24 protein-coding genes and 1 pseudogene are annotated in these 24,882 nt (G+C 55.2%); 6 read left to right on the top strand and 19 right to left on the bottom strand.

Annotated features, from left to right (window positions below; genetic code table 11):
• Nucleotides 1-49 precede the first annotated feature (49 nt).
• Genes ACOQH0_RS01455 through dnaB form a run of 4 tightly spaced genes read right to left on the bottom strand, consistent with a single transcriptional unit; the run spans nucleotide 50 to nucleotide 4,138 of the window.
• Nucleotides 50-1,060, bottom strand: coding sequence for an AAA family ATPase (locus ACOQH0_RS01455; protein ID WP_421511379.1), 1,011 nt, complete (start codon nucleotides 1,058-1,060; stop codon nucleotides 50-52).
• Nucleotides 1,057-1,614, bottom strand: a complete 558-nt coding sequence (gene pnuC / locus ACOQH0_RS01450; protein WP_172701645.1) for a nicotinamide riboside transporter PnuC — start codon at nucleotides 1,612-1,614, stop codon at nucleotides 1,057-1,059. The genes ACOQH0_RS01455 and pnuC overlap by 4 nt, the downstream gene beginning before the upstream one ends.
• A 22-nt stretch (nucleotides 1,615-1,636) precedes the next feature.
• Nucleotides 1,637-2,716 carry an alanine racemase gene (alr, locus tag ACOQH0_RS01445; protein ID WP_411777659.1) on the bottom strand — a complete coding sequence of 360 codons (1,080 nt, stop codon included), beginning with the start codon at nucleotides 2,714-2,716 and terminating at the stop codon, nucleotides 1,637-1,639.
• A gap of 9 nt (nucleotides 2,717-2,725) precedes the next feature.
• Nucleotides 2,726-4,138, bottom strand: coding sequence for a replicative DNA helicase (dnaB, locus tag ACOQH0_RS01440; RefSeq protein ID WP_042718383.1), 1,413 nt, complete (start codon nucleotides 4,136-4,138; stop codon nucleotides 2,726-2,728).
• A 66-nt stretch (nucleotides 4,139-4,204) separates the two neighbouring features.
• Here dnaB and ACOQH0_RS01435 point away from each other — a divergent pair, with 66 nt between their 5' ends.
• On the top strand, nucleotides 4,205-5,188 hold the full coding sequence (locus tag ACOQH0_RS01435; protein WP_421511378.1) for a quinone oxidoreductase: 984 nt from the start codon (nucleotides 4,205-4,207) through the stop codon (nucleotides 5,186-5,188).
• Nucleotides 5,189-5,372: 184 nt separating this feature from the next.
• Here ACOQH0_RS01435 and pspG read toward each other — a convergent pair whose 3' ends face one another.
• The 4 genes from pspG to ACOQH0_RS01415 all read right to left on the bottom strand — a co-directional run bounded on the left by pspG (nucleotide 5,373) and on the right by ACOQH0_RS01415 (nucleotide 8,801).
• Complete coding sequence (gene pspG / locus ACOQH0_RS01430) at nucleotides 5,373-5,615, bottom strand: envelope stress response protein PspG (protein WP_109492555.1); 243 nt, start codon at nucleotides 5,613-5,615, stop codon at nucleotides 5,373-5,375.
• Between the two features lie 135 nt (nucleotides 5,616-5,750).
• Nucleotides 5,751-6,746 carry a tRNA dihydrouridine(20/20a) synthase DusA gene (gene dusA / locus ACOQH0_RS01425; RefSeq protein WP_421511377.1) on the bottom strand — a complete coding sequence of 332 codons (996 nt, stop codon included), beginning with the start codon at nucleotides 6,744-6,746 and terminating at the stop codon, nucleotides 5,751-5,753.
• Between the two features lie 82 nt (nucleotides 6,747-6,828).
• Complete coding sequence (traF, locus tag ACOQH0_RS01420) at nucleotides 6,829-8,088, bottom strand: conjugal transfer protein TraF (protein WP_109492561.1); 1,260 nt, start codon at nucleotides 8,086-8,088, stop codon at nucleotides 6,829-6,831.
• Between the two features lie 224 nt (nucleotides 8,089-8,312).
• Entirely contained in the window at nucleotides 8,313-8,801 is a 489-nt protein-coding gene (locus ACOQH0_RS01415) for a cupin domain-containing protein (RefSeq protein WP_089598613.1), read from the bottom strand.
• A gap of 114 nt (nucleotides 8,802-8,915) precedes the next feature.
• On the opposite strand from ACOQH0_RS01415, the gene zur reads away from it, so the two are divergent.
• Complete coding sequence (gene zur / locus ACOQH0_RS01410; RefSeq protein WP_218309057.1) at nucleotides 8,916-9,428, top strand: zinc uptake transcriptional repressor Zur; 513 nt, start codon at nucleotides 8,916-8,918, stop codon at nucleotides 9,426-9,428.
• Between the two features lie 69 nt (nucleotides 9,429-9,497).
• Here zur and ACOQH0_RS01405 read toward each other — a convergent pair whose 3' ends face one another.
• The 5 genes and pseudogenes from ACOQH0_RS01405 to ACOQH0_RS01385 all read right to left on the bottom strand — a co-directional run bounded on the left by ACOQH0_RS01405 (nucleotide 9,498) and on the right by ACOQH0_RS01385 (nucleotide 12,313).
• Nucleotides 9,498-9,707: a CsbD family protein gene (locus ACOQH0_RS01405; RefSeq protein ID WP_014830284.1), complete on the bottom strand. Its 210-nt coding sequence runs from the start codon at nucleotides 9,705-9,707 to the stop codon at nucleotides 9,498-9,500.
• A 49-nt stretch (nucleotides 9,708-9,756) separates the two neighbouring features.
• Nucleotides 9,757-9,831 (bottom strand): annotated as a pseudogene (locus ACOQH0_RS01400) (hypothetical protein); the annotation flags it as partial.
• Nucleotides 9,828-11,165, bottom strand: a complete 1,338-nt coding sequence (dinF, locus tag ACOQH0_RS01395; protein ID WP_420985701.1) for an MATE family efflux transporter DinF — start codon at nucleotides 11,163-11,165, stop codon at nucleotides 9,828-9,830. The gene dinF and the pseudogene ACOQH0_RS01400, both read right to left, overlap by 4 nt.
• A gap of 62 nt (nucleotides 11,166-11,227) precedes the next feature.
• The gene (gene lexA, locus ACOQH0_RS01390) at nucleotides 11,228-11,836 is read right to left on the bottom strand and encodes a transcriptional repressor LexA (RefSeq protein ID WP_089598610.1); all 609 of its coding nucleotides are present in this window, start codon (nucleotides 11,834-11,836) and stop codon (nucleotides 11,228-11,230) included.
• Between the two features lie 108 nt (nucleotides 11,837-11,944).
• Nucleotides 11,945-12,313 (bottom strand): diacylglycerol kinase, encoded by a 369-nt coding sequence (locus tag ACOQH0_RS01385; RefSeq protein ID WP_014830281.1) that lies wholly within the window; start codon nucleotides 12,311-12,313, stop codon nucleotides 11,945-11,947.
• Between the two features lie 154 nt (nucleotides 12,314-12,467).
• On the opposite strand from ACOQH0_RS01385, the gene plsB reads away from it, so the two are divergent.
• Complete coding sequence (gene plsB, locus ACOQH0_RS01380) at nucleotides 12,468-14,888, top strand: glycerol-3-phosphate 1-O-acyltransferase PlsB (protein WP_089598609.1); 2,421 nt, start codon at nucleotides 12,468-12,470, stop codon at nucleotides 14,886-14,888.
• Between the two features lie 88 nt (nucleotides 14,889-14,976).
• Here the strand turns inward: plsB and ubiA are convergent, their stop codons facing one another.
• The 5 genes from ubiA to malK all read right to left on the bottom strand — a co-directional run bounded on the left by ubiA (nucleotide 14,977) and on the right by malK (nucleotide 20,087).
• On the bottom strand, nucleotides 14,977-15,846 hold the full coding sequence (gene ubiA, locus ACOQH0_RS01375) for a 4-hydroxybenzoate octaprenyltransferase (protein ID WP_089598608.1): 870 nt from the start codon (nucleotides 15,844-15,846) through the stop codon (nucleotides 14,977-14,979).
• Between the two features lie 12 nt (nucleotides 15,847-15,858).
• Nucleotides 15,859-16,356 carry a chorismate lyase gene (gene ubiC, locus ACOQH0_RS01370; RefSeq protein WP_089598607.1) on the bottom strand — a complete coding sequence of 166 codons (498 nt, stop codon included), beginning with the start codon at nucleotides 16,354-16,356 and terminating at the stop codon, nucleotides 15,859-15,861.
• Nucleotides 16,357-16,536: 180 nt separating this feature from the next.
• Nucleotides 16,537-17,481, bottom strand: coding sequence for a maltose operon protein MalM (malM, locus tag ACOQH0_RS01365; protein WP_348557270.1), 945 nt, complete (start codon nucleotides 17,479-17,481; stop codon nucleotides 16,537-16,539).
• Between the two features lie 114 nt (nucleotides 17,482-17,595).
• Nucleotides 17,596-18,906, bottom strand: a complete 1,311-nt coding sequence (locus ACOQH0_RS01360; protein WP_089598605.1) for a maltoporin — start codon at nucleotides 18,904-18,906, stop codon at nucleotides 17,596-17,598.
• 71 nt (nucleotides 18,907-18,977) lie between these two features.
• Complete coding sequence (malK, locus tag ACOQH0_RS01355) at nucleotides 18,978-20,087, bottom strand: maltose/maltodextrin ABC transporter ATP-binding protein MalK (RefSeq protein WP_126546105.1); 1,110 nt, start codon at nucleotides 20,085-20,087, stop codon at nucleotides 18,978-18,980.
• Nucleotides 20,088-20,459: 372 nt separating this feature from the next.
• On the opposite strand from malK, the gene malE reads away from it, so the two are divergent.
• From malE to malG, 3 genes are all read left to right on the top strand, one after another.
• Complete coding sequence (gene malE, locus ACOQH0_RS01350; protein WP_407586424.1) at nucleotides 20,460-21,650, top strand: maltose/maltodextrin ABC transporter substrate-binding protein MalE; 1,191 nt, start codon at nucleotides 20,460-20,462, stop codon at nucleotides 21,648-21,650.
• A gap of 121 nt (nucleotides 21,651-21,771) precedes the next feature.
• The gene (gene malF, locus ACOQH0_RS01345) at nucleotides 21,772-23,316 is read left to right on the top strand and encodes a maltose ABC transporter permease MalF (protein WP_421511376.1); all 1,545 of its coding nucleotides are present in this window, start codon (nucleotides 21,772-21,774) and stop codon (nucleotides 23,314-23,316) included.
• Nucleotides 23,317-23,330: 14 nt separating this feature from the next.
• The gene (gene malG / locus ACOQH0_RS01340) at nucleotides 23,331-24,221 is read left to right on the top strand and encodes a maltose ABC transporter permease MalG (RefSeq protein WP_042716434.1); all 891 of its coding nucleotides are present in this window, start codon (nucleotides 23,331-23,333) and stop codon (nucleotides 24,219-24,221) included.
• Nucleotides 24,222-24,317: 96 nt separating this feature from the next.
• Here malG and psiE read toward each other — a convergent pair whose 3' ends face one another.
• On the bottom strand, nucleotides 24,318-24,728 hold the full coding sequence (psiE, locus tag ACOQH0_RS01335) for a phosphate-starvation-inducible protein PsiE (RefSeq protein ID WP_000202963.1): 411 nt from the start codon (nucleotides 24,726-24,728) through the stop codon (nucleotides 24,318-24,320).
• Between the last annotated feature and the right edge of the window lie 154 nt (nucleotides 24,729-24,882).

Below are 24,882 nucleotides of genomic sequence, written 5' to 3'. Positions count from 1 at the left end.
GCAGGGATTTCAACAATAAACCGGAAGTGGGAGAAGGTCGAGAGCGATATCAGCCCGGCCACGGGATATGTTGGCAAATTTGAGCGATGCGCTCCGACAACGAGCCCCGTACGCGCAAAAATGGTATCTTTCGCTGTGTTAGCTCTACTTCATACCATGCCTGCTGTCGACGGCGAAACGCCTCGCCTTGTCGGGTGCCATCCTGCACAAAAGGAAACTCATCGCCACAGAGTACGACCAGAGCGTAGTCTCGTTCTGCTAACGCCATGAGCTCCTGCGGCGCGCTGCCGAACTGGTCGAGCATATAGAACAGGGTGGTTAAAGGCGAGGTATCACACACCAGATACGGAGCTGTGCAGGCTAATTCCTCTCTGCGCACCTGCTCCCGGGCAATATGCAGCAGATCGTCCTTCTCCAGCACGCCGTTCTTTGCCTCCCAGTGTTCGCGACCAAACTCTGCTACATACGGGGCGTTTAAGGTTTGCGAGAGCGCCTGAGAAAGCGTGCTTTTACCCGTCGATTCGCCGCCTAATAAGCAGATACGAAAAACAAAGCTGCGATACACCTCAGGGGAGATCATCTGACGGTAGCGGTGAACATCAGAGCGTATGCGTGTACCCGAGGGGGCTTCAGGCCCCTGTGGTCGCTGGAGCCGTATGTGCGCAACCGGCTGCCCGAAACGCTGGCTTAACACAACGGCAAAGCCGTCACCGTAATCTTCGGCGGTGAATACTACCTGTGGCTGACAGTGCAGAACGTCTTCACACAGCGTGGCAACGTAATGACGATGGAGGTCGTCGCCAGCGTCATTCGGTGGCGGTGGCGCAATATCGTGGGTCGCCATCACCTGCTGAGACAGCACAAGGTGGCGGCATTGAGGAAAAAGCGTTTGTAACCAGTGAAGTCGCTTTTCTGGCTCGTAGCCCGGTATTTCCGGCGATGAATAGCTGATGATAACGACCGTCTCGCACTGCGCAAGCGCTGCATGAATAAGCGCTTCATGACCTAAATGTAAAGGTGCAAATTTGCCCACGACCAGGCCGGTTGCGTAACGCTTCATTGCGTCCGGATTTCCTTACGCCATTGATACAGCCCGTGCCAGGCATTACACCAAAACACCAGGTATAAACCGGCTGTCAGATACAGCTCTCTTGTCGCATACAGCGGAACTGCCAGCGTGTTTACTGCCAGCCACACATACCAATTTTCCAGACGCCGTCCCATCAACATGAACTGCGCAAGAATGCTGAATGTTAAAATAAGGGAGTCCAGCCAAGGCGCCCAGGCATTGGTGTAGAGATGCAATATCAGTCCGTACCCCGCCGCCACGATTGTGGCGCAGGCAAGCAAAATAACAATATGCCCAGGCCTGGTTCGGCGAACAGGTAATACATCCCCACGGTGCCCTTTAAGCCAGTGTATCCACCCCGTTATGCTCGTGATGATGAAGAAAAACTGGAGGGAAACGTCCGCATAAAGCTGCACAGAATAAAAGACCCAGGCGTAAAGCCCGCTGCCTATGATGCCAATCCACCACGTATGGATGTTATTTCTGGCAGCCAGCCAAACGGAGAGCGCGTAAGCCAGACATGCAGCGATTTCTGAAGGGGACATTGTCCTTCCCTGGTAAGAGGTGTTAGTCGATGTACTTCATTGCCACCCGCGAGGTCAGGCGTGTAATAAGTTCGTAAGCACTCACTTTCGTTAATTCAGCAATGCGTTCAACGGGCAAACCTTCACCCCACATCACCACTGCATCGCCTGCTTTGTCCTGCGCTTCCGGCCCGAGGTCAACACAGATCATGTCCATCGCGACGCGACCAACAATTTTCACTTCACGACCATTGACCAGAACCGGCGTACCCGTCGGTGCGGCACGCGGATAACCGTCACCATACCCCATCGCCACTACGCCCAGGCGCGTATCGCGTTCACTGGTCCATGTGCCGCCGTAACCCACTGGCTCACCGGCTTTATGCTCGCGCACGGCGATCAGGTTAGAGACAAGGGACATCACCGGCTGGAAACCGAAATCTGGCCCCCAGGGTTTGCCCTCCAGCGGCGACACGCCGTAAAGGATAATGCCCGGGCGAGCCCAGTCGAAGTGCGACTGCGGCCACAGCAGAATGCCGCCGGAAGCCGCAATGGAACGCATCCCCGGCTTGCCTTCGCAGAAGGTGTTGAAGATATCGAGCTGCTTCTCTGTCGCACCACACTCCGGTTCATCGGCGCGAGCAAAATGGCTGACGATATTTACCGGCTGGCGCACGTTTTTGCACTGACACAGGCGATGATAAAACGCTTCTGCGTTTTCCGGGCGCACGCCCAGACGGTGCATGCCCGTGTCGAGCTTCATCCACACGGTCACCGGCTCGCTCAGCTCGGCGGTTTCGAGTGCCGCAAGCTGTTCTTCATTGTGTACCGCCGTGTGCAGATGCTGGTCGGCAATGGTTGGCAGGTCCGACGCTTCAAAAAAGCCTTCAAGGAGCAGAATCGGTTGGGTAATACCGCCCGCGCGCAGGTGGAGAGCTTCTTCAAGACGGGCGACGCCAAAGGCGTCGGCATCGGGGAGCGTTCGCGCGGTCTCGAGAAGACCGTGTCCGTAAGCGTTCGCTTTCACGACTGCAACGAGCTTGCTGGCGGGTGCCAGTTCGCGCAGACGTTGCAGGTTGTGTCGCAGAGCGCGGCGGTTAATCACTACAGTTGCCGCTTGCATGTAAAATCCTTATTCGTCGTCGTACTGCGGTCCCGCATAGTTATCAAAGCGCGACCATTGTCCGTTAAAGGTCAGACGTACCGTACCGATGGGGCCGTTACGTTGCTTACCAATAATAATTTCAGCAATCCCTTTCAGATCGCTGTTCTCGTGATAAACCTCATCACGGTAGATGAACATGATTAAGTCGGCATCCTGCTCAATGGAGCCGGATTCACGCAGGTCGGAGTTGACCGGGCGCTTGTCGGCACGTTGTTCCAGCGAGCGGTTAAGCTGCGACAGCGCCACCACCGGCACGTGCAACTCTTTGGCTAACGCCTTAAGCGAGCGGGAAATCTCTGCAATTTCCAGCGTACGGTTGTCGGAGAGCGACGGGACGCGCATCAGCTGAAGGTAGTCGATCATGATAAGGCCGATGCCGCCGTGTTCGCGGGCGATACGACGAGCGCGGGAGCGCACTTCCGTCGGCGTCAGGCCGGAGGAATCATCGATATAGATGTTCCGTTTTTCCAGCAGAATGCCCATGGTGCCGGAAATACGCGCCCAGTCCTCATCGTCGAGCTGACCGGTACGAATGCGGGTCTGATCCACGCGTGACAGCGACGCCAGGGAACGCATCATGATCTGTTCGGAGGGCATTTCAAGACTGAAGATCAGCACCGGCTTATCCTGCAACATCGCCGCGTTTTCAACGAGGTTCATTGCAAAAGTGGTTTTACCCATCGACGGACGCGCGGCGACGATAATCAAATCCGACGGCTGCAAACCGGCGGTTTTCTTATTGAGATCGTCATAGCCGGTGTTTACGCCGGTTACACCATCGTGCGGTTGCTGGAACAGCTGTTCGATACGCGCAACGGTAGCGTCGAGCACATCGGCAATGTTTTTTGGGCCTTCGTCTTTATTTGCACGGCTTTCGGCAATCTTAAAGACGCGGGATTCGGCAAGGTCGAGCAGATCTTCGCTGGAGCGACCCTGCGGGTCAAAACCGGCTTCGGCGATTTCGTTCGCTACCGAGATCATTTCGCGCACAACGGCACGTTCACGCACGATGTCGGCGTAAGCGCTAATGTTCGCGGCACTTGGCGTATTTTTTGACAGTTCTGCCAGGTAGGCGAACCCGCCACAGCTATCAAGCTGCCCCAGTCGCTCAAGCGATTCCGCGAGCGTGATCAGGTCGATCGGGCTACCCGACTCCTGCAGGCGCGCCATTTCGGTAAAAATATGGCGATGCGGACGGGTGTAGAAATCTTCCGCCACGACGCGCTCAGCGACGTCGTCCCAGCGTTCGTTATCCAGCATTAAACCGCCCAACACCGACTGTTCCGCTTCAATCGAGTGCGGCGGGACTTTTAACCCGGCGACCTGGAAATCACGTTCGCGGGGTTCAGTCTGTTTGTTGAAGGGTTTGTTTCCTGCCATAGTGAATGGAGTTACCGAGATAAAGAGTGGGTCGAAAGATTACCATATTTTTCTTACGGAGGGAGCATGGCAACGCGCATTGAATTCCAGAAACACGGTGGACCAGAGGTGCTTAAAGCGGTGGAGTTTACCCCCGCCGCACCTGGCGAAAATGAAATCCAGGTTGAAAACAAGGCGATTGGTATTAACTACATCGACACCTACATTCGCGGCGGTCTCTACCCACCTCCGTCGATGCCAAGCGGGCTGGGAACGGAGGCGGCTGGTGTGGTCATCAAAGTTGGCAGCGCCGTAAAACATATCAAAGAGGGCGACCGCGTGGTGTATGCGCAGTCTGCCCTGGGGGCTTACAGCTCCGTTCATAACGTCCCGGCGGACAAAGCCGCCCTTCTGCCTAATGCCATCTCTTTTGAACAGGCTGCCGCCTCATTCCTGAAAGGACTGACCGTCTTTTACCTGCTGCGCAAAACCTATGAAATCAAACCCGACGAGCAGTTCCTGTTCCATGCCGCTGCGGGTGGCGTGGGGCTGATCGCCTGCCAGTGGGCGAAGGCGCTGGGCGCGAAGCTCATCGGCACCGTCGGCAGCGCCCAGAAAGCACAGCGTACGCTGCAGGCCGGTGCATGGCAGGTCATCAACTACCGTGAAGAGAGCATTGCTGAACGGCTAAAAGAGATCACGCACGGTCAAAAAGTGCGGGTCGTGTATGACTCGGTGGGGAAAGATACCTGGGAAGCCTCGCTGGACTGTCTGCAGCGCCGTGGTCTGATGGTGAGCTTCGGGAATGCGTCAGGCGCGGTAACCGGCGTTAATCTGGGCATTCTGAACCAGAAGGGTTCTCTGTATGTGACTCGCCCTTCCCTGCAAGGATACATCACCAACCGGGAAGAACTGGAGGAAGCCAGCAACGAACTGTTCTCGCTGATCGCCAGCGGTGTGATCAAGGTGGACGTGGCGGATGCGCAGAAATACGCACTGACCGATGCGCAGCGCGCGCATGAGGTGCTGGAAAGCCGGGCGACGCAGGGCTCAAGCCTGCTGATCCCCTAGGCCCTAAAAAGAAATTGGGCTTCCCGTGGGAAGCCCTTTCTTTTTTTAGTTCGGCTGTATGTAGGGTACAGCTCGATGAATTCTTTAGCGGCAGTCATAGTGACAGATTCGATAAGTAAATCCTATTCTGTTCTAAGGCATACTGCCGGAAAAGTTACAAGTATGTGACGAACCCCTCAATACCTTAGTAACGGAAGCGGTTATTGCGCTGATAACTGGGCACTTTTGGCGATTTAATCGCCCGTATCACCCATACCACCGCGACAGCCAGCAGCAACCACGGTAACAGTTTGAGCGTCAACGCAAATAACCCGCCGATAAACATCACCACCGTCGCCACAACGATCGCCGCGAGAATGCCGAGCAGCGAAATGCCCGTCACCATCAGCATCACAAAAAAGCCAATCACAAAAAGTAGTTCCAGCATGGTGTTCTCCCACGAGCCCCGAATGATGCAGAAAGCATTACAAGAATCATGCCAAACGTAACGTATTGTTCTGAAAGCAAAATGCCCCGCAACGTTGGGCGGGGCGTGGTGAATTTGACGATCTTTTAGTGAAATTTATCGCTTATCTGCCACCAGGCGCAGCGCATGCTCGAGCACGTCAATATCGGCTCCGGCTTTGTGCGCGTTCTCGCTCAGGTAACGACGCCACTGGCGTGCGCCCGGAATACCCTGGAACAGGCCAAGCATATGGCGGGTGATATGGCCAAGGTAGGTGCCGTTGCTCAGCTCACGCTCAATATACGGATACATGGCACGCACGACCGCAACCGGATCGGTATCTGCATCTTTAACACCAAAGATCTCACGATCGACCGTCGCCAGGATACCGGGGTTCTGATACGCCTCACGCCCGACCATCACGCCATCCATATGCGCCAGATGCGTTTTCGCGTCTTCCAGAGACTTGATGCCGCCGTTAATTGACATCGTCAGGTGCGGGAAATCGCGCTTCAGCTGGTATACGCGCGGGTAGTCCAGCGGCGGGATTTCGCGATTCTCTTTCGGGCTGAGGCCGGAAAGCCAGGCTTTACGCGCGTGGATGATGAACATCTCGCACTCGCCCTTTCCGGCAACGGTATTGATGAAATTGCACAGAAATTCGTAGCTGTCCTGGTCATCAATGCCGATACGGGTTTTGACCGTTACCGGGATAGAGACGACGTCACGCATGGCTTTGATGCAGTCCGCCACCAGCTGCGCGTTGCCCATCAGGCACGCGCCGAACATGCCGTTCTGCACGCGATCGGACGGGCAACCCACGTTCAGGTTTATTTCGTCATAGCCGCGCTCTTCGGCCAGCTTCGCGCACTGCGCCAGCGCAGCCGGATCGCTGCCGCCCAGCTGCAGCGCAACCGGATGCTCTTCTTCGCTATAGGCCAGATAGTCGCCCTTACCGTGAATAATTGCCCCGGTAGTCACCATTTCGGTATACAGCAGCGTATGGCGGGAGAGCTGACGCAGGAAGTAACGGCAGTGTCTGTCCGTCCAGTCGAGCATCGGCGCAATGGAGAAACGGTGTGCGGAGAAAGCAGTCTGTAGTTCTGACGACATGGCGAAGTTTTAAGCATCTGGTGGAAAAGGGGCGCTACTATAGCACAAAGAAAAGCCGGAGACGCAGCGCCTCCGGTTCACGTTAAAACGTCATGCTTAACTGTGCTCCTGCGCCCCAGGTTTCGTCCTCGCCGTACAGGCCCATCAGGTCAACGTGGACGGTGTTAAATGGCGCAAAGCCAACACCGCCGGTAAAGACATTGCTGTCGTTGCCTTTCATATCGGCACGATAACCCGCCCGCACGGCCAGCCAGCTTAGCGGCGTCACTTCCGCACCCACGCCAACATACTGCGAGGTATCTTCGCTTTTGAAGCCTTTGGTTTCAGTTAGATCGCCATCGGCGGTCAGGGTCACCAGATCGTTGTGCCAGGCGGCACCGGCCGTCACCAGCGGACGGATTTGATAGGTGTCTTTATAGCTCACCACTTCCCCCGTGCGCCCGTTGCGGATGCGAATGTCTTTGGTGTCGATATCGCGCGACATCAGGTTTTGCCCGCTCACCCCGACCGTCCAGTGCTCGCCGAAATCGGCCGCGATACCGGCATCCACGTTAAAGCCGGTATCGTCTTTCCGGTAGCGACTGTCGTTCCACTTGTTACTGTCGTAATCGTAAATTGAGGTGGTGTAGTTATAGATCCAGGTTTTCTGCAGTTTTGGCGTGACGCCAAGGGAAACCGGGACGCCCCCCAGATCGAACTGACGGGCAATGGCAACACCATAATCGGAGACAATTGCCGCCCGGCCAGACGCTGTAGAGTTAAGGTTTTTCGTAATTTGATCGGTACCGTTTAGCGCCGCATCCAGTGCCACGCCCGCCGCCACCGCATCGCTGTTTTGGATACTACGCAGGTAATCAATATCTTGCTGATCGATAGAAGAGCTGACGCGCCCGTGGGCATAGCCTTTCGCCATAAAGGCCACTGAGAGCATATCGTTAGGGATACTCACCGCAATCCCCGCGCCTGCCGTAGCGCGTGCGGTTTTGCCTTTGAGATAGTCCAGTTCATCGGCAAGATCTTTTGCCGCTCCCTGGAACTGATCGATTGAGCCCAGCGGGTTGGTAATCACTTCGATGGGGGTAAGGCTATCAACCACATCCTTATAGTGATTGATTTTATCGTTGATGGTATCAATCTCATCCTGGAGATTGTCTTCATCCGTCACCTGCACGCCAACGGACGGTAAAATAACCGTCACATCATCGTCCGGTTTCGCCTTTGCCAACAACGCGGGGTTGATTAACGCCCCGCTGCCATAGCTGCCCGAAGCGACGCCCGTGCCACCCATTGCGTCGCTACGTGATTCTGTCCAGGTATTGGCTGCTCCCGCCTGATTTGCCATAAAAAAGGAGACAGCAATGCTAACCACCGAAAATTTAAAATATTTTTTCACAGTATGCCCGTTATAGTCTGTTATGAAATAACCCCTGTCTGTTATCACCCAAACAGGAACGAACTATTGCTGTGAATAAGAAGTAAAAGACCCGCTATTTCTTTCCCTAAGTAAAATTCCCTTACGGCCTGTTGTAATTTGTGACGGCCCTCAATATTTATAGAAGAGGAAAATTATTTCCGCTCGGGTTTTCCATTGTGCGGCCCAAAAAATTGAGGAGGATGATCTACCCAGCGGTCCTCACGCGTCGCGGCATAAACCGGGTTCAGCGGATAGTAGATACGGTTTTGCTTTTTGTTGGCCTCGCCGACAACCAGCAACCGCACCTCTTCGTCGGTATTGTTAATAAAGGTATGGCAAACGCCCGTCCCGGCGGGGAACCCCACGCTGTCTCCTGGCTCAAGCTTCCACAGGTAGCCGTTTATCCAGGCCTCCGGATGCCCTTCAAGCACATAAATAAACTCTTCTTCGTCGCTTTCCGCATGCGGATAAGACGTACGACGCCCTGGCGGCAAACGCTCATGATGAATACCGATGCGGCCTAAGCCCAGCCTGCGAGCAAGGGGCGCGCCGATGGAAAAAAGTTCGTTACTGTCGGGATAGGTCGAATCGTCAGCACCTTCCACATCTTGCCAGTGCTTAATACAGTCAGGTCTTTTCATGGTTAATTCCCCGAATTGCGATGCGTCAGGTATAGCACAGCCTGGTGGATCTCGGTGTTTTTACCAGAACATGATAAAGTGAGGGTTTTCCATCCTATACATCCGAGGTGCTAAATGGATAAGTCCACAAAAGAGCTGTTAGCGCAGGCCGAAAAGCTGTGTGCGCAACGCAATGTGCGCCTGACTCCGCAGCGCCTCGAGGTATTGCGCCTGATGAGCCTGCAACAGAGTGCCATCAGCGCATATGACCTGCTGGATTTGCTGCGTGCAAGCGAGCCGCAGGCAAAACCGCCTACGGTTTATCGTGCGCTGGATTTCCTGCTGGAACAAGGGTTTGTGCACAAAGTTGAATCGACCAACAGCTATGTACTGTGCCATCTGTTCGATCAGCCAACCCATACCTCAGCCATGTTTATCTGCGACCGCTGCGGCGCGGTAAAGGAAGAGTGTGCGGAAGGCGTGGAAGATATTATGCATACGCTGGCGGCTAAAATGGGCTTCGCCCTGCGTCATAACGTGATTGAAGCGCACGGGCTGTGCTCGGCGTGCGTGGAGGTGGAATCCTGTCGTCATCAGGATGAATGCCAACACGATCACTCCATTCTCGTGAAGAAAAAGCCGCGTTAACGGCAAAAGAAAAGGCGGCTCAGGGCCGCCCTCAGGGTGTACTTCCTTGTACTCTCGGGTATAGCCCGGTTACCAGCGGTAGTCGTTGCGTTTTTCCCAGTCGCCCACTTCTTTTTCCGCCTGGTCTTTTGCGTAGCCGTAACGCTCCTGGATTTTACCGACAAGCTGATCGCGTTTACCTTCAATGACGGTCATATCGTCATCCGTCAGCTTACCCCACTGTTCTTTCGCTTTACCTTTAAACTGCTTCCAGTTGCCGCCGATTTCGTCTTTATTCATCATCGTGTCCTCTTAGTTAAGCGTTGGGTCGTAACGTCCGTTACGTTCTTTTCTGCTGGACGTGATAATAATTGTAGTTAAGGATTCGGCGGTTGATTTCATATTCGGAATCTTTAACCGTCACGATATATCGTGACGGGAAGGGAGCCAGGTATTGTTTTGCCAGTGGCGGTGCCAGATGAATGCCAGCGACAATCCGCGCAGCGACAGGAAAACCGCCAGTGCCAGCCATAAACCATGGTTGCCCAAATACGGTAAGGTCAGCAGCGTCATGCCAAAACCTGCAGCCGCGACCGCCATGCTGTTACGCATCTCCGCGCCGCGCGTTGCGCCAATAAACATGCCGTCCAGCAGATAACACCAGACGCCCACCACCGGTAAGATCACCTGCCAGATGAGATAGTGGCCCGCCAGTTCGCGTAAAGCCGGTAACGACGTGAGTAACGCGATAATATCGCTGCCGAAACAGGCATAAATCAGTGCGAATGCCAGCGCGACCAGACCTGACTGACGGCAAGCCGCTCGCCACACCTCGCGGAGCTGGCCACTTTCACGCGCACCGTATGCCTGCCCGGAGTGCGCCTCCACGGCGTAAGCAAAGCCATCCAGCGCATACGCGGTAAACGTCAGCAATGTCATCAGTACCGCGTTGACCGCAACGATCTCAGGCCCAAGACGGGCACCAAAAACCGTTAACGCACCAAAACAGAGTTGCAGCAGGAGCGAGCGCAACATGATGTCCCGGTTCAGCGCCAGCAGCTCGCGGATGTTGCCGCGCCACGCGGTTTTCAGCATGACGAGGGAGATTCCACGCATGACCAGTACGCGCCAGACCATCCACAGTCCGATGAGAAACGTGCTGTATTCTGCAACTGCGGTTGCCAGCGCCGCGCCCCGTACGTTCATGTGCAAGCCCATCACCAGCCAGAGGTCGAGCACGATGTTCAAAAGGTTTCCCACCACCAACAGGATGACCGGCGCACGAGCGTACTGCACGCCCAGCAGCCAGCCCAGCAGAACCAGGTTTGCCAGCGATGCGGGCGCGCTGAGCCAGCGGATTTCAAGGAAGCGCCTGGCCTGCTCCAGCACCGCCTCGCTGCCGCCCACAATGTGCAGAGCCAGATCAATCAGCGGCGTGCGAAACAGAACGATTAACGCGCCTGCCCCAAGCGCCAGAATGAGTGGCTGAACCAGCGCCCGCGCCAGTCGCAGCGGATCTTTCGCGCCATAGGCTTGTGCCGTAAGCCCCGTGGTACTCATGCGTAAGAAGAGCAGGAGCATAAAGAGAAAACTGGTCGCCGTTGCGCCAATCGCCACGCCGCCCAGATAAACGGGAGAATCCAGATGACCAATCACCGCGGTGTCCACCAGGCCAAGCAGGGGAACGGTGATATTGGAAAAAATCATCGGCAGTGCAAGACGCCACAATGCCTTATCAGAAGCCGTCAGCAGTGACATGAAAAATACCGGGAATGGGAAATGATCCAGGCTACGGAGACCCGTAGCCTGTCAGGAAGAAGTTACAGCCATTCACCGTTGCGGATAACACCAACGGCGAGACCTTCAATGGAGAAGTTCTGTTCGCGCAGATCCACCACAATCGGGGAGAATTCGTTATTTTCGGGCAGCAGCTGTACGGTATTACCCTGTTTTTTCAGCCGTTTGACGGTCACTTCATCATCAATACGCGCGACCACAACCTGACCGTTACGTACATCCTGCGTTTTGTGAACGGCCAGCAGATCGCCGTCAAGAATGCCGATATCTTTCATAGACATCCCGCTGACGCGCAGCAGGAAATCCGCACTCGGCTTGAACATACCAGGATCAACCTGATAGTGACCTTCAATATGCTGCTGGGCCAACAGAGGTTCACCTGCGGCGACACGACCAATCAGCGGAATACCTGTCTCTTCTTCCACCAGCAGACGAATGCCGCGAGACGCGCCAGACACAATTTCAATCACACCTTTGCGCGCCAGCGCTTTCAGGTGTTCCTCGGCCGCATTTGGAGAACGGAAGCCCAGACGCTGAGCGATTTCCGCACGCGTGGGTGGCATACCCGTCTGGCCGATATGATCCCGGATGAGATCAAACACCTCTTGCTGCCTGGTCGTTAACGCTTTCATTCCGCCCCCTGGGTGTATATACAGTTATGCTGTGAGTATATACAGTCAAAGGCGATTTTGGAACCAAAAACTGCACAAAAAACCAGGGACTTAATTATTCCTCGAGGCTCATCGGAAATGTGACCAAAGCAACGTAACCCAAGTGATCGCTGCCGTGATAATCGCCAACAGCACAGCGGCAGACCCCATGTCTTTCGCACGGCCAGAAAGTTCGTGGAAATCTGAACCGATACGGTCCACAACCGCCTCAATAGCGCTATTGAGAATTTCCACTATCATCACCAAAAGAACAGAGCCGATGAGAAGTACGCGGGTAATAGCATCAACATCAAGGAAACAGGCGATGATAACCGCGACGATAGCGGCAACGCCCTCCTGGCGAAACGCGGCTTCATTGACCCATGCGGCACGGAAACCTTTCCATGAATAGCCGGCAGCTTTGATGATTCGAGTTAACCCAGTGGTATTATTGGCCATTAATAGAACCTTTTATTGGAAATAGCGTCAGTAACTCTGGCAGCAGCGCGTTTCGCTGTAGCCTGAAGTATGACGGGTAACAACAGAAATTTTGCGCGCTTTCTGTTATCCTTGCGCCGCAATTGCATTATTAACCAGAGGCTTTACATCGTTTATGTCCGGCTGGCCACGAATTTACTACAAATTACTTAATTTACCATTAAGCGTCCTGGTAAAAAGTAAGTCTATCCCAGCAGAACCTGCGCTGGAATTAGGGCTCGATACGTCGCGCCCTATTATGTACGTTTTGCCTTATAACTCGAAGGCAGACCTGCTGACGCTTCGCGCCCAATGTCTGGCGCATGATTTACCTGACCCACTTGAACCGCTTGAAGTTGATGGCACTCTGCTGCCGCGCTACGTGTTTATTCACGGCGGGCCGCGCGTGTTTACCTATTACACGCCGAAAGAAGAGTCCATCAAGCTGTTCCATGACTATCTCGACCTGCACCGCAGCAATCCCGATCTGGATGTGCAGATGGTGCCGGTCTCAGTGATGTTTGGTCGCCGTCCGGGCCGCGAAAAAGGCGAAGAGAATCCGCCGCTGCGTATGCTCAACGGCATCCAGAAGTTCTTCGCGGTCTCCTGGCTGGGACGCGACAGCTTTGTACGCTTCTCCCCTTCCGTTTCGCTGCGCCGTATGGCAGACGAGCACGGCACCGACAAGATCATCGCACAAAAACTGGCGCGCGTGGCGCGTATGCACTTCGCACGCCAGCGTCTGGCTGCCGTTGGGCCTCGTCTCCCGGCGCGTCAGGATCTGTTCAACAAGCTGCTGGCCTCCAAAGCGATTGCCCGCGCAGTTGAAGACGAAGCGCGCAGCAAGAAGATTTCCCACGAGAAAGCACAGCAAAACGCCATTGCACTGATGGAAGAGATCGCGGCAAACTTCTCCTATGAGATGATTCGTCTCTCTGACCGTATCCTGAGTTTCACATGGAACCGTCTCTATCAGGGTATTAACGTCCACAACGCCGAGCGCGTACGCCAGCTGGCCCATGACGGTCATGAAATTGTTTATGTGCCCTGCCACCGCAGCCACATGGACTACCTGCTGCTCTCCTATGTGTTGTATCACCAGGGGCTGGTGCCACCGCACATTGCGGCGGGTATCAACCTGAACTTCTGGCCAGCAGGCCCGATCTTCCGCCGTCTGGGTGCGTTCTTTATTCGCCGTACCTTTAAGGGTAACAAGCTCTATTCCACCGTATTCCGTGAATATCTCGGCGAGCTGTTCAGCCGCGGCTATTCCGTCGAATACTTCGTGGAAGGCGGTCGTTCCCGTACCGGTCGTCTGCTCGATCCGAAAACCGGCACGCTGTCGATGACCATCCAGGCCATGCTGCGCGGCGGCACGCGTCCGATCACGCTGGTGCCAATCTACATTGGCTATGAACACGTCATGGAAGTGGGCACTTACGCCAAAGAGCTGCGCGGTGCGACCAAAGAGAAAGAGAGCCTGCCGCAGATGCTGCGCGGCCTGAGCAAGCTGCGCAATCTTGGCCAGGGCTACGTGAACTTTGGCGAACCGATGCCGCTGATGACGTATCTGAACAATCATGTTCCGGAGTGGCGCGAGTCTATCGACCCTATCGAAGCGGTACGTCCGGCGTGGCTGACGCCTACGGTAAACGGTATTGCTGCAGAGCTGATGGTGCGCATCAACAACGCAGGTGCGGCGAACGCCATGAACCTGTGCTGTACCGCGCTTCTGGCCTCTCGCCAGCGTTCACTGACCCGTGAACAGTTGACCGAGCAGCTTGATTGCTACCTGAACATTATGCGCAACGTGCCGTACTCGGTTGATTCGACCGTGCCTTCTGCTACCGCGAGCGAGCTTATCGACCACGCGCTGCAGATGAACAAGTTCGAAGTCGAGAAAGACACCATCGGTGACATCATCATCCTGCCGCGCGAGCAGGCCGTGCTGATGACGTACTACCGCAACAACATCACGCATATGCTGATGTTGCCGTCGCTGATGGCGGCCATTATTACCCAGCATCGCCGCATTTCGCGTCAGGAACTGTTGCGCCATCTTGAAGCCATCTACCCGATGCTGAAAGCGGAGCTGTTCCTGCGCTGGAGTAAAGATGAGCTGGCGGTAGAGCTGGATAAAATGACGGAAGAGATGCGCCGTCAGGGGCTGATTACCCTGACTAATGACGAGCTGCATATCAACCCGTCGCGTTCCCGCACCCTGCAGCTGCTGGCCGCCGGTGCCCGTGAAACGCTGCAGCGCTACGCCATCACCTTCTGGCTGCTCAGCGCGAACCCGTCGATCAACCGCGGTACGCTGGAAAAAGAGAGCAGGACGCTGGCACAGCGCCTGTCTGTTCTACACGGCATTAACGCACCGGAGTTCTTCGACAAAGCGGTATTCAGCTCACTGGTGCTGACGCTGCGTGATGAAGGGTTTATCAGCGATACGGGCGATGCTGAACCGGAAGAGACGCTCAAGATTTACCAGATGCTGGCCGAGCTGATTACCTCGGACGTGCGTTTGACGATTGAGAGCGCGACGCAGGACGAGTGATGTCATCAGCAGCCTGATGCCCTCACCCCGGCCCTCTCCCACAGGGAGAGGGAGAAAACAAAACGGCAGCCATTCGGCTGCCGTTCTTTTATGAGAAGTAACTCATCGCCAGCCCTAAAAACAGCACCAGACCGACGTAGTTATTATTTAAAAACGCTTTGAAGCAGGCTTCACGCTCGCGTTTCGCAATCAGCTTCTGCTGATACGCGAACAGCAGTCCCGCCACCAGCACGGACCAGTAAAATTCCCAGTTCAGCCCGTTCAGGCGACCAATCGCCACCATCAGCGCCAGCACCGCCACCTGCAATATGCCGATAATCAGTTTGTCCTGACGGCCAAACAGGATCGCCGTCGACTTGACGCCAATCTTGAGATCATCATCGCGGTCGACCATCGCGTACTGCGTATCGTACGCCACTGCCCAAAGAATATTCGCCAGGAACATCAGCCAGCAGCTGAGCGGGACAGATTCGCTAACCGCGGCAAACGCCATTGGAATCGACCAGCCAAATGCCGCGCCCAGCACCACCTGCGGCAGATGGGTGTAGCGCTTCATAAACGGGTAAATCCAGGCCAGTGCCAACGCGGCGACAGACAGCAGGATCGTCATGGTGTTAAGCGTTAGCACCAGCAGGAAGGAGAGCAGCACCAGCACCACAAACAGCGTGCGCGCCTCTTTTTCCGTCACCTGGCCGCTGGGCAACGGACGATTAGCCGTTCGCTTTACATGTCCGTCAAATTTCCGGTCTGCGTAGTCATTTACTACACAGCCTGCAGCACGCATCAGCCAGACACCGGCAACAAACACCGCCAGGATCCACAGCGGCGGCACGCCCGGCGTCGCCACCCACAGCGCCCATAACGTTGGCCACAGCAGCAGCAATGCGCCAATCGGTTTATCCGTTCGCATTAAGCGGTGATAGGCCAGCAGCTTGTTTTGCGTCAGGCTCCACTCCATTTTGTCTTCCTCTCAGTACAACGGCGATGCCGGTAAAAAAAGCTCTGTCAGTATTAACGGTTTACCACTCAGGCGCAGGCGGGAACGACGCCCCCACAGGTCGGCATCACGGCCAATCTCAATAAAATCTCGGGTAAGTTCAGACGAGGTGAAAAGATATCGCCCCAGCGGCGTTTTCCCCAGACGCTGCAGCGCCAGCTCGGGTCCGGAAAGGGTGGACTCAGGCACCACTGTTCGCCCGGCAAGCCACGGCTCGCCGTCAGCACACAATAAAATTTCACGCAGCCAGTAGCGATCTTCTTTTGGCAGCAGCGGCAACTCGCTGGCGATGTCATCGGCAGAGACAAACCCTTCCTGAATCATCGTCACCGTGACCGTTTTGCCCTGTTGCTCAAAACGTTTCGTCATGGAATCTTCCAGCAGCAACCAGTCCAGTTGCTCCGGGTCAAGCGCAGGTATTTGGTCGAAATAGCGCAGCGCACGCAGTTGCGTTAGCGCGGGGTGTGACATGCCAGACTCTCCGATACATAACGTAATGGCATTGTATCGCAGAAACGCGGATTGAGGGCGGTCAAACGTTATTTAGCGATCACTATCGCAACAATGGCGCAACAGCGCGAAGAGAGCCAAAAAAAGTGCGCCCACTCAGGCGCACTAAACTACTAACAAATCAGCACTGCGGGGAAACGGTTACCCCTTGCCTTTTACACTGCTGATAAAGGTGGAACGGGCAGTGGTTGAACCTAAACGTTCGGCTTCATCAAGCAGCTTCAGCGCTTTGTCGACATCGCCGCGCTTCACTGCCTGCTTAATGGCATTATTGAAATACGCTTCGGTGTCGTTAAGTACCGGCTCAGATGGCTTCGTTGGTGCTGGTGCAGGGGCCGATGCAGCCGCAGTAGCAGGTGCGGCATAGACTGGCGCTGCGGTGTTTCCTACCGTCACAGGGCCCGGGCCGGATGAGCCGAACAGTGGGCCGACAAGTACGCTTGACGCACTGTTGGTAGAGACTTTCAGTTTGACCAGACCATCAGTGGTATGACGAGCAAGCGGGTCCGGAATATCCGGGACAGAGTTTCCGGTGCCTTTCGCGTAGGCTTTCGCCGGGTCAACCAGCTTTGTCGTCTTCTGCAAATCTTTTTCTGTTGTGAATACCAGGACGTAAATCTTCTGCTGTCCCAGAGCTGGCGTCAGGCGCATTACGCCTTCCAGTCGGTCAGCACTCATTACGCCCGGTTCCTGATAGCTAAAATAGTCGCTCGGGAAGTAGGCTGATGGCGTCATGTTTTGATCGAGGATCAGAACGTTAGGCGCGAATACGCTGGTTTGCTTGTTCACTTCGCTGGTCAGCGTCAGGGTCAGTTCGCCAATATTGGCGGGCACGCTAAAAGCCGCAACCGGGCCGCTGATACCAGGCACGTTCAGGGATTGACCACCGGCAGAAAGCTGAGTGGTTTGTACTTTTGATTGATCAACTGGCGTCCACACCAGCTGCTGGAGTGCCGCCGCCGGAATCGCTGGCGCAGCACTGGTATTTTGAGGAACGAAATTGACGTCTGCAAAGGTGACAGCCGGAACACAGGCCAGCAGCCCCGCAGAGAGGCACAGCGCGACGAGACTTTTCTTCATTTTCATTGTTATTACCTCTGATAGCGTGAGCACTGCGGTGGCCAGGCAATAGCGCGCAGCACCCTAAGGAGAGAGGGGCTTACGCCCCTCTTTTTAGGTCATTACGTCAGGTCTAACGAATTACCACCAGATTTCCATCTGGGCACCGAAGGTCCACTCATCGTTGTCGCCACGGCTGAAGGTTTTCGCGGAGGTGTCGCTATACGCTACGCCAGAGGTGTAGCCGGTATCGCCATTGTTCGCGTAGCCCCATTTCTCATCCCACTTCGCGTAAGTTGCGAAGACACGGATAGCCGGACGAGACCAGATGCTGTCGCCTGCCTGCCATTGCTGTGCCAGGGTGATTTTGTATTGGCTGTTTTTGTCGTCAGTTTTCTGAGATTTGACGTTGTCGTAGCCCACTTCCAGCAGGGTGCTCATGATCGGCGTCCATTTGAACATTGGACGAACGCCCACGGTCCACCACTCGGTGCCGTTGTTGTTGTCACGATCGATATTCTGATACATACCGACGTACATCAGGTCCCAACGGTCTGCCAGGGTGATTGCACCGTGGTCCAGCACACGCCACATGGAGCCGTCGTTATCAACGCTACCGCCTTGTGGAATACCTTTACCGTTTGAAGTCATGGAGTCCGTACCGTACTGCAGAACGAACTTGTTGAAGCCCTTCATCATGCTCTGGGTGTGTTCAGCGGTGAACAGCCAGCCATCTTTAGAGGCGCCAGGCTGCAGGTAATAATCGTCTGGAATGTTGGTGTGACCGTAATCAACACCCAGTTCCAGCGTACCGCCCGGGTTGGTTTCCAGACCCGCTAAACGGACATCGAAGACATCGTTTGGCACGACGTTGTCGTAAATACGGTCACCGTTCGCATCACGATCGGCGAAGGTCGCAGAACCGCCGGACTCAGAAGAACGGGTTGCAGCAAGAGACAGTTTACCGAAGCCCAGATCGATGTTTTCGATACCCGCACCAGGACCAGAAATATCCCAGTAGTAGAAGTCGATCATGTGGACGTCATGACGTTGATAGAAACGCTTACCGGCCCAGATGGTGGAGCCTGGCAGCCATTCAATCAGGTTTTTACCCTGCACGTTAGCTTCACGGAAGGCCGGGCTGGTGGATTCCCAGTCGTTCTGCTGAGAAACGGAATACGCGACGTTAGTGTCGAAATAGAAGCTCTTATCGCCTTCTTTCCACACTTCCTGGCCAAGTTTCAGCTCGGCGTAGGTTTCACATTCGTTACCGAGACGGTATTTACTTTGTGCACCTGTTGCCTGGAAACATTGTTGTTCGCCGCCACTCCCGGTCCAGCCAATGCCGGAACGAGCATAACCTTTAAAGTCCACGGCGCCTGCCTGGGCAGACAGGATGCCTGCCGCAACGGCGATTGCCAGAGGGACTTGTTTGCGCAGAGTAATCATCATTCTATCTCCTGAGATCATTGCTTTTCTTTGAACACTTCACCTGTCGGTTTCGTGTCTTCTTTTGGGAATGCTTAAACGCCTGGCTCTTTATGCAACCGACGACATGCAGTGCCATCCTCACGGAACAGATGACAACGCTCTGGCGGCAAGCCGATAGCGAATTTGGCACCCTCTTCTACCAACACCACGTCATTCTGGCGGTAGACCAGGTTCTGACGGATGGCGGGGATCTGGATATGAATCTGTGTTTCGTGACCAAGCTGTTCGACGACCTGAACGTCACCTTCCAGGGTCACATCGGCGATGTGGCTTGGCAGTAAATGTTCAGGACGAATACCCAGGGACATGTTTGCCCCGACCTGTACGTTGGCGCTGTCGACCGGCAGCCAGACCTGCTGACGGTTTGGCAGCTCCACCTGTACCTGTTCAATGGCTGTCGCGGTCACTTTAACGGGCAGGAAGTTCATCTTTGGCGAGCCAATGAAGCCCGCAACAAAGCGGTCTGCCGGGTAGTGGTACAGCTCCAGCGGTTTACCCACCTGCGCCACGCGGCCAGCATCCAGCACCACGATTTTGTCCGCCAGGGTCATCGCTTCGACCTGATCGTGGGTGACGTAAATCATCGTGCGGCCAAGACGCTTGTGCAGACGGGAGATTTCGATACGCATCTGGACGCGCAGGGCGGCATCCAGGTTTGAGAGAGGTTCATCGAGCAGGAACACGCGCGGCTCTGCCACCAGCGTACGGCCGATTGCCACACGCTGACGCTGACCGCCGGAAAGCGCTTTCGGCTTACGCTCCAGCAGGTGAGCCAGCTGCAGCACTTCCGCTACCTGCGTCACGCGCTGGTTAATGACATCTTTCTTCGCGCCGGCCAACTTCAGGCCAAAGGACATATTTTCCGCAACGGAAAGGTGGGGATAAAGTGCATAAGACTGGAACACCATCCCAACGCCACGTTCGGCAGGTGGGATGTCGTTCATGCGGGTATCACCGATCAGCAAATCGCCGCTGGTGATGGTTTCAAGACCGGCAATCATACGCAGCAGAGTAGATTTACCACAGCCTGATGGGCCAACAAACACCACGAACTCGCCTTCAGTGATGTCCAGATTGATGTCTTTCGACACCACTACGTCGCCCCAGGCTTTCGTTACATTACGCAGCTGTACGCTCGCCATGCCCTTCTCCCTTCGTTACAACCTGTCACCGACAGAAACATTCAAGATAAGTTCACTATGGGGTATCCATTACTTTCGTGAATCCTCCACCCCCCGGCTTTTTTATGGGGGAGGAGGCGGGAGGATGAGAGAGCAGGCTCTGCGACCGCGGCTGGGGGGCTGAGGCAAAATTCGTGAAGCCACCTGCAAAATTCGGTGGGTTTTTATGTGCGCCAGCACTCATAACTTAAATTTATGCAACCGGGATCACACAAACGGGGGGTGGGGCGTAGGGGCTGGGAGGATGGAAAGAGGATGTCAAATAAGGAGACTGAGTCACGTTGAACCACCTCAGTGTATCCACGAGCACATCACCAAAAAAGGATGGCAGATATGAAGATCAAGACTGGCGCACGCGTTTTCGCATTGTCCGCCCTGGCAGCAATGATGATTTCCGCACCGGCTCTCGCCAAAATTGAAGAAGGTAAGCTGGTTATCTGGATTAACGGCGATAAAGGCTATAACGGCCTGGCCGAAGTGGGTAAGAAATTCGAAAAAGATACGGGCATCAAAGTCACTATCGAACATCCGGACAAACTGGAAGAGAAATTCCCGCAGGTTGCGGCGACCGGCGATGGCCCGGACATCATCTTCTGGGCGCATGACCGTTTCGGCGGCTACGCACAGTCTGGTCTGCTGGCTGAAGTGACCCCAGATAAAGCCTTCCAGGACAAGCTGTTCCCGTTCACCTGGGACGCCGTTCGCTATAACGGCAAGCTGATCGCTTACCCAATCGCGGTTGAAGCGCTGTCTCTGATTTACAACAAAGACCTGGTACCAAACCCGCCGAAGACCTGGGAAGAGATCCCTGCCCTGGATAAAGAGCTGAAGGCGAAAGGTAAATCCGCCCTGATGTTCAACCTGCAAGAGCCGTACTTCACCTGGCCGCTGATTGCTGCCGACGGCGGTTACGCGTTCAAGTTTGAAAACGGCAAATATGACGTGAAAGACGTGGGCGTGGACAACGCGGGCGCGAAAGCGGGTCTGACCTTCCTGGTTGACCTCATCAAGAACAAACACATGAACGCGGATACTGACTACTCTATCGCGGAAGCGGCGTTCAACAAAGGCGAAACCGCGATGACCATCAACGGTCCGTGGGCCTGGACCAACATCGACAAGAGCAAAATCAACTACGGCGTGACGCTGCTGCCAACCTTCAAAGGCAAGCCGTCTAAACCGTTCGTGGGCGTGCTGAGCGCAGGCATCAACGCCGCCAGCCCGAACAAAGAGCTGGCGAAAGAGTTCCTGGAAAACTACCTGCTGACCGATCAGGGTCTGGATGAAGTGAACAAGGACAAACCGCTGGGTGCCGTTGCGCTGAAATCCTTCCAGGATCAGCTGGCGAAAGATCCACGCATCGCGGCCACCATGGATAACGCCCAGAAAGGCGAAATCATGCCGAACATCCCACAGATGGCCGCGTTCTGGTACGCCACCCGTACTGCGGTGATCAACGCTGCAAGCGGTCGCCAGACCGTTGATGCCGCGCTGAAAGATGCACAGGGCCGTATTACTAAGTAAGTCTGAAAAACGGCGGGTGGCGCGTGCGCTTACCCGCCCTACGACTACGGCACGATCCGTAGGTCAGGTAAGCGCAGCGCCACCTGACGATAAGTTTCCACCGTTGTAGAGGAAGAACCCCATGGATGTCATTAAAAAGAAACACTGGTGGCAAAGCGACGCGCTGAAGTGGTCAGTGATAGGTCTGCTGTGCCTGCTGGTGGGTTACCTTGTTGTTTTAATGTACGTACAAGGGGAATATCTGTTTGCCATCATGATGCTGATTTTAAGCTCTGCTGGCCTGTATATTTTCGCCAACCGTAAAGCCTACGCCTGGCGCTATGTCTACCCTGGCGTGGCCGGAATGGGGCTGTTTGTTCTCTTCCCGCTGATCTGTACCATCGCCATTGCGTTCACCAACTACAGCAGCACTAACCAGCTCGCGCAAGAACGCGCAACGCAGGTGCTTCTGGATCGCTCTTATCAGGCGGGTAAAACCTTCAACTTCGGCCTGTATCCTGCGGGTGACGAGTGGAAGTTAGCACTCACTGACGGAGAGAGCGGCAAAAACTATATTTCCGACGCGTTCAAATTTGGTGGCGAGCAAAAGCTGGCCTTAAAAGAGGCTGCGGCCCTGCCGGAAGGTGAACGTGCCAATCTGCGCGTGATTACGCAAAACCGTCAGGCGCTGACCCAGATCATCGCCGTGCTGCCAGACGAAAGCAAAGTGACCATGAGCTCGCTGCGCCAGTTCTCCGGCACGCAGCCGCTGTATACACTTGCGGATGACGGCACCCTGACCAACAACCAGAGCGGCGTGAAATATCGTCCGAATAACGACATTGGTTTCTATCAGTCCATTACTGCCGACGGCAAATGGGGTGATGACAAGCTCAGCCCGGGCTATACCGTCACCATCGGCTGGGACAACTTTACCCGCGTGTTTACCGACGAAGGCATCCAGAAACCGTTCTTCGCCATCTTCGTCTGGACGGTCGTTTTCTCGGTCCTGACCGTGATCCTGACCGTCGCCGTCGGCATGATACTGGCCTGTCTCGTCCAGTGGGAATCCCTGAAGGGCAAAGCGATTTACCGCGTGCTGTTGATTCTGCCGTACGCCGTACCGTCGTTTATCTCAATTCTGATTTTCAAAGGGCTGTTTAACCAGAGCTTCGGTGAAATCAACATGATGCTGAGCGCGCTGTTCGGTATCAAACCGGCCTGGTTCAGCGACCCCACCACCGCCCGCTCGATGATTATCATCGTGAACACCTGGCTCGGTTATCCGTACATGATGATCCTGTGCATGGGGCTGCTGAAGGCTATCCCGGACGATCTGTACGAAGCCTCGGCGATGGACGGCGCGGGCCCGTTCCAGAACTTCTTCAAGATTACGCTGCCGCTGCTCATCAAGCCGCTGACGCCGCTGATGATTGCCAGCTTCGCCTTTAACTTTAACAACTTCGTACTGATTCAGCTGTTGACCAACGGTGGCCCGGACCGTCTCGGTACGACTACGCCAGCAGGCTATACCGACCTGCTCGTGAGCTACACCTACCGCATCGCCTTCGAAGGCGGCGGCGGTCAGGACTTCGGCCTGGCGGCAGCGATTGCCACCCTGATCTTCCTGCTGGTAGGCGCACTGGCGATTGTGAACCTGAAAGCCACACGTATGAAATTCGACTAAGGAGGGCACTGATTATGTCTATGGTCCAACCCAAATCACAGAAGCTGCGCCTCCTCGCGACGCACTTAGGCCTGCTGATTTTCATCGCGGCGATCATGTTCCCGCTGCTGATGGTTATCGCCATCTCCCTGCGTTCGGGTAACTTCGCGACCGGGAGCCTGATCCCGGACGAAATCTCCTGGGAGCACTGGAAGCTCGCGCTGGGCTTCAGCGTGGAACACGCGGATGGCCGTGTCACGCCGCCGCCGTTCCCGGTGCTGCTCTGGCTGTGGAACTCGGTGAAGGTTGCGACCATCACCGCGATCGGCATCGTGACGCTCTCCACGACCTGCGCTTACGCCTTCGCCCGCATGCGCTTCCCGGGCAAAGCGACGCTGCTGAAAGGGATGCTGATTTTCCAGATGTTCCCGGCCGTACTGTCGCTGGTGGCGTTATATGCCTTGTTTGACCGTCTGGGCCAGTACGTGCCGTTTATCGGTCTGAACACCCACGGCGGCGTGATCTTCGCCTACCTTGGCGGTATCGCACTGCATGTGTGGACAATCAAAGGCTATTTCGAAACCATCGACGGCTCGCTGGAAGAAGCGGCCGCGCTGGATGGGGCAACCCCGTGGCAGGCGTTCCGTCTGGTGCTGTTGCCGCTGTCGGTGCCGATTCTGGCGGTGGTGTTTATTCTGTCGTTTATCGCTGCGATCACCGAAGTACCGGTTGCCTCACTGTTACTGCGTGATGTGAACAGCTACACCCTGGCCGTCGGTATGCAGCAATACCTCAACCCGCAAAACTACCTGTGGGGCGACTTTGCCGCGGCGGCCGTACTTTCTGCCATCCCGATTACCGTGGTGTTCCTGCTGGCCCAGCGCTGGCTGGTGAATGGCCTGACGGCGGGCGGTGTGAAAGGTTAAGTTTCATTTGTTATGCCACTGCAACCCTCAACTTTAGACGTATTGTATTGACCCAACTTGTGACTGTTGTTAGGCGGCCTCCGGGCCGCCATTTTTTTATTCGCGTTTCAGCCGCTTCGAGTTGCACAGCCAGAGGGTGATCACCAGCAGCAGGATCGCCGCCGAGTAGATCAGCACGTCGAGCGGGGATTTATGATCGACGATGATCAGCCGCACTATCGCGGTGATCCCAATGTAGACAAAGTAACGCAGCGGGAAGTGAAAGCCGGACTGAAAGTATTTCACAATCAGGGCGATAAATTCGAAGTAGAGAAAGTAGACCACCAGTCCTTCCACCAGCGCATATTTGCTGGTTTGTTCAGGGGCGAACAGTACATCCGCCAGATGCACCGTCTCTTTGCCGAGAAAGACGACCAGTATCAGGCCAAGGCTCAGCAGACCGAGGTTCAGCACGGTCTGGAGGATCGTTGAGATAAACTCAACGCGCGGACGCGTCAGGGATGTCATACAGCACCTCATTCTCCAGGGCGAGGTTCCTGTATAACGCAAAAATGTGACGGGGATCTATATTTTTTGTTTATGTTTTGTTCGCATGAGCATTCTTGCCGGGCGGCACTGCGTTTGCCCGGCCTACAAAAACACTATCGTAGGCCCGGTAAGC

This window comes from Enterobacter sp. JS8-1, from assembly GCF_049187015.1.
Classification (GTDB): domain Bacteria; phylum Pseudomonadota; class Gammaproteobacteria; order Enterobacterales; family Enterobacteriaceae; genus Enterobacter; species Enterobacter mori.
Note: the sequence above shows the minus strand (reverse complement) of the source record. Positions and strands in the feature narration are given on the sequence as shown.

Coding starts and splice junctions, on each gene's coding strand:
- ACOQH0_RS01455 (WP_421511379.1), bottom strand. CDS start 1,060: ATGAAGCGTTACGCAACCGGCCTGGTCGTGGGCAAATTTGCACCTTTA.
- pnuC (WP_172701645.1), bottom strand. CDS start 1,614: ATGTCCCCTTCAGAAATCGCTGCATGTCTGGCTTACGCGCTCTCCGTT.
- alr (WP_411777659.1), bottom strand. CDS start 2,716: ATGCAAGCGGCAACTGTAGTGATTAACCGCCGCGCTCTGCGACACAAC.
- dnaB (WP_042718383.1), bottom strand. CDS start 4,138: ATGGCAGGAAACAAACCCTTCAACAAACAGACTGAACCCCGCGAACGT.
- ACOQH0_RS01435 (WP_421511378.1), top strand. CDS start 4,205: ATGGCAACGCGCATTGAATTCCAGAAACACGGTGGACCAGAGGTGCTT.
- pspG (WP_109492555.1), bottom strand. CDS start 5,615: ATGCTGGAACTACTTTTTGTGATTGGCTTTTTTGTGATGCTGATGGTG.
- dusA (WP_421511377.1), bottom strand. CDS start 6,746: ATGTCGTCAGAACTACAGACTGCTTTCTCCGCACACCGTTTCTCCATT.
- traF (WP_109492561.1), bottom strand. CDS start 8,088: ATGGCAAATCAGGCGGGAGCAGCCAATACCTGGACAGAATCACGTAGC.
- ACOQH0_RS01415 (WP_089598613.1), bottom strand. CDS start 8,801: ATGAAAAGACCTGACTGTATTAAGCACTGGCAAGATGTGGAAGGTGCT.
- zur (WP_218309057.1), top strand. CDS start 8,916: ATGGATAAGTCCACAAAAGAGCTGTTAGCGCAGGCCGAAAAGCTGTGT.
- ACOQH0_RS01405 (WP_014830284.1), bottom strand. CDS start 9,707: ATGAATAAAGACGAAATCGGCGGCAACTGGAAGCAGTTTAAAGGTAAA.
- dinF (WP_420985701.1), bottom strand. CDS start 11,165: ATGTCACTGCTGACGGCTTCTGATAAGGCATTGTGGCGTCTTGCACTG.
- lexA (WP_089598610.1), bottom strand. CDS start 11,836: ATGAAAGCGTTAACGACCAGGCAGCAAGAGGTGTTTGATCTCATCCGG.
- ACOQH0_RS01385 (WP_014830281.1), bottom strand. CDS start 12,313: ATGGCCAATAATACCACTGGGTTAACTCGAATCATCAAAGCTGCCGGC.
- plsB (WP_089598609.1), top strand. CDS start 12,468: ATGTCCGGCTGGCCACGAATTTACTACAAATTACTTAATTTACCATTA.
- ubiA (WP_089598608.1), bottom strand. CDS start 15,846: ATGGAGTGGAGCCTGACGCAAAACAAGCTGCTGGCCTATCACCGCTTA.
- ubiC (WP_089598607.1), bottom strand. CDS start 16,356: ATGTCACACCCCGCGCTAACGCAACTGCGTGCGCTGCGCTATTTCGAC.
- malM (WP_348557270.1), bottom strand. CDS start 17,481: ATGAAAATGAAGAAAAGTCTCGTCGCGCTGTGCCTCTCTGCGGGGCTG.
- ACOQH0_RS01360 (WP_089598605.1), bottom strand. CDS start 18,906: ATGATGATTACTCTGCGCAAACAAGTCCCTCTGGCAATCGCCGTTGCG.
- malK (WP_126546105.1), bottom strand. CDS start 20,087: ATGGCGAGCGTACAGCTGCGTAATGTAACGAAAGCCTGGGGCGACGTA.
- malE (WP_407586424.1), top strand. CDS start 20,460: ATGAAGATCAAGACTGGCGCACGCGTTTTCGCATTGTCCGCCCTGGCA.
- malF (WP_421511376.1), top strand. CDS start 21,772: ATGGATGTCATTAAAAAGAAACACTGGTGGCAAAGCGACGCGCTGAAG.
- malG (WP_042716434.1), top strand. CDS start 23,331: ATGTCTATGGTCCAACCCAAATCACAGAAGCTGCGCCTCCTCGCGACG.
- psiE (WP_000202963.1), bottom strand. CDS start 24,728: ATGACATCCCTGACGCGTCCGCGCGTTGAGTTTATCTCAACGATCCTC.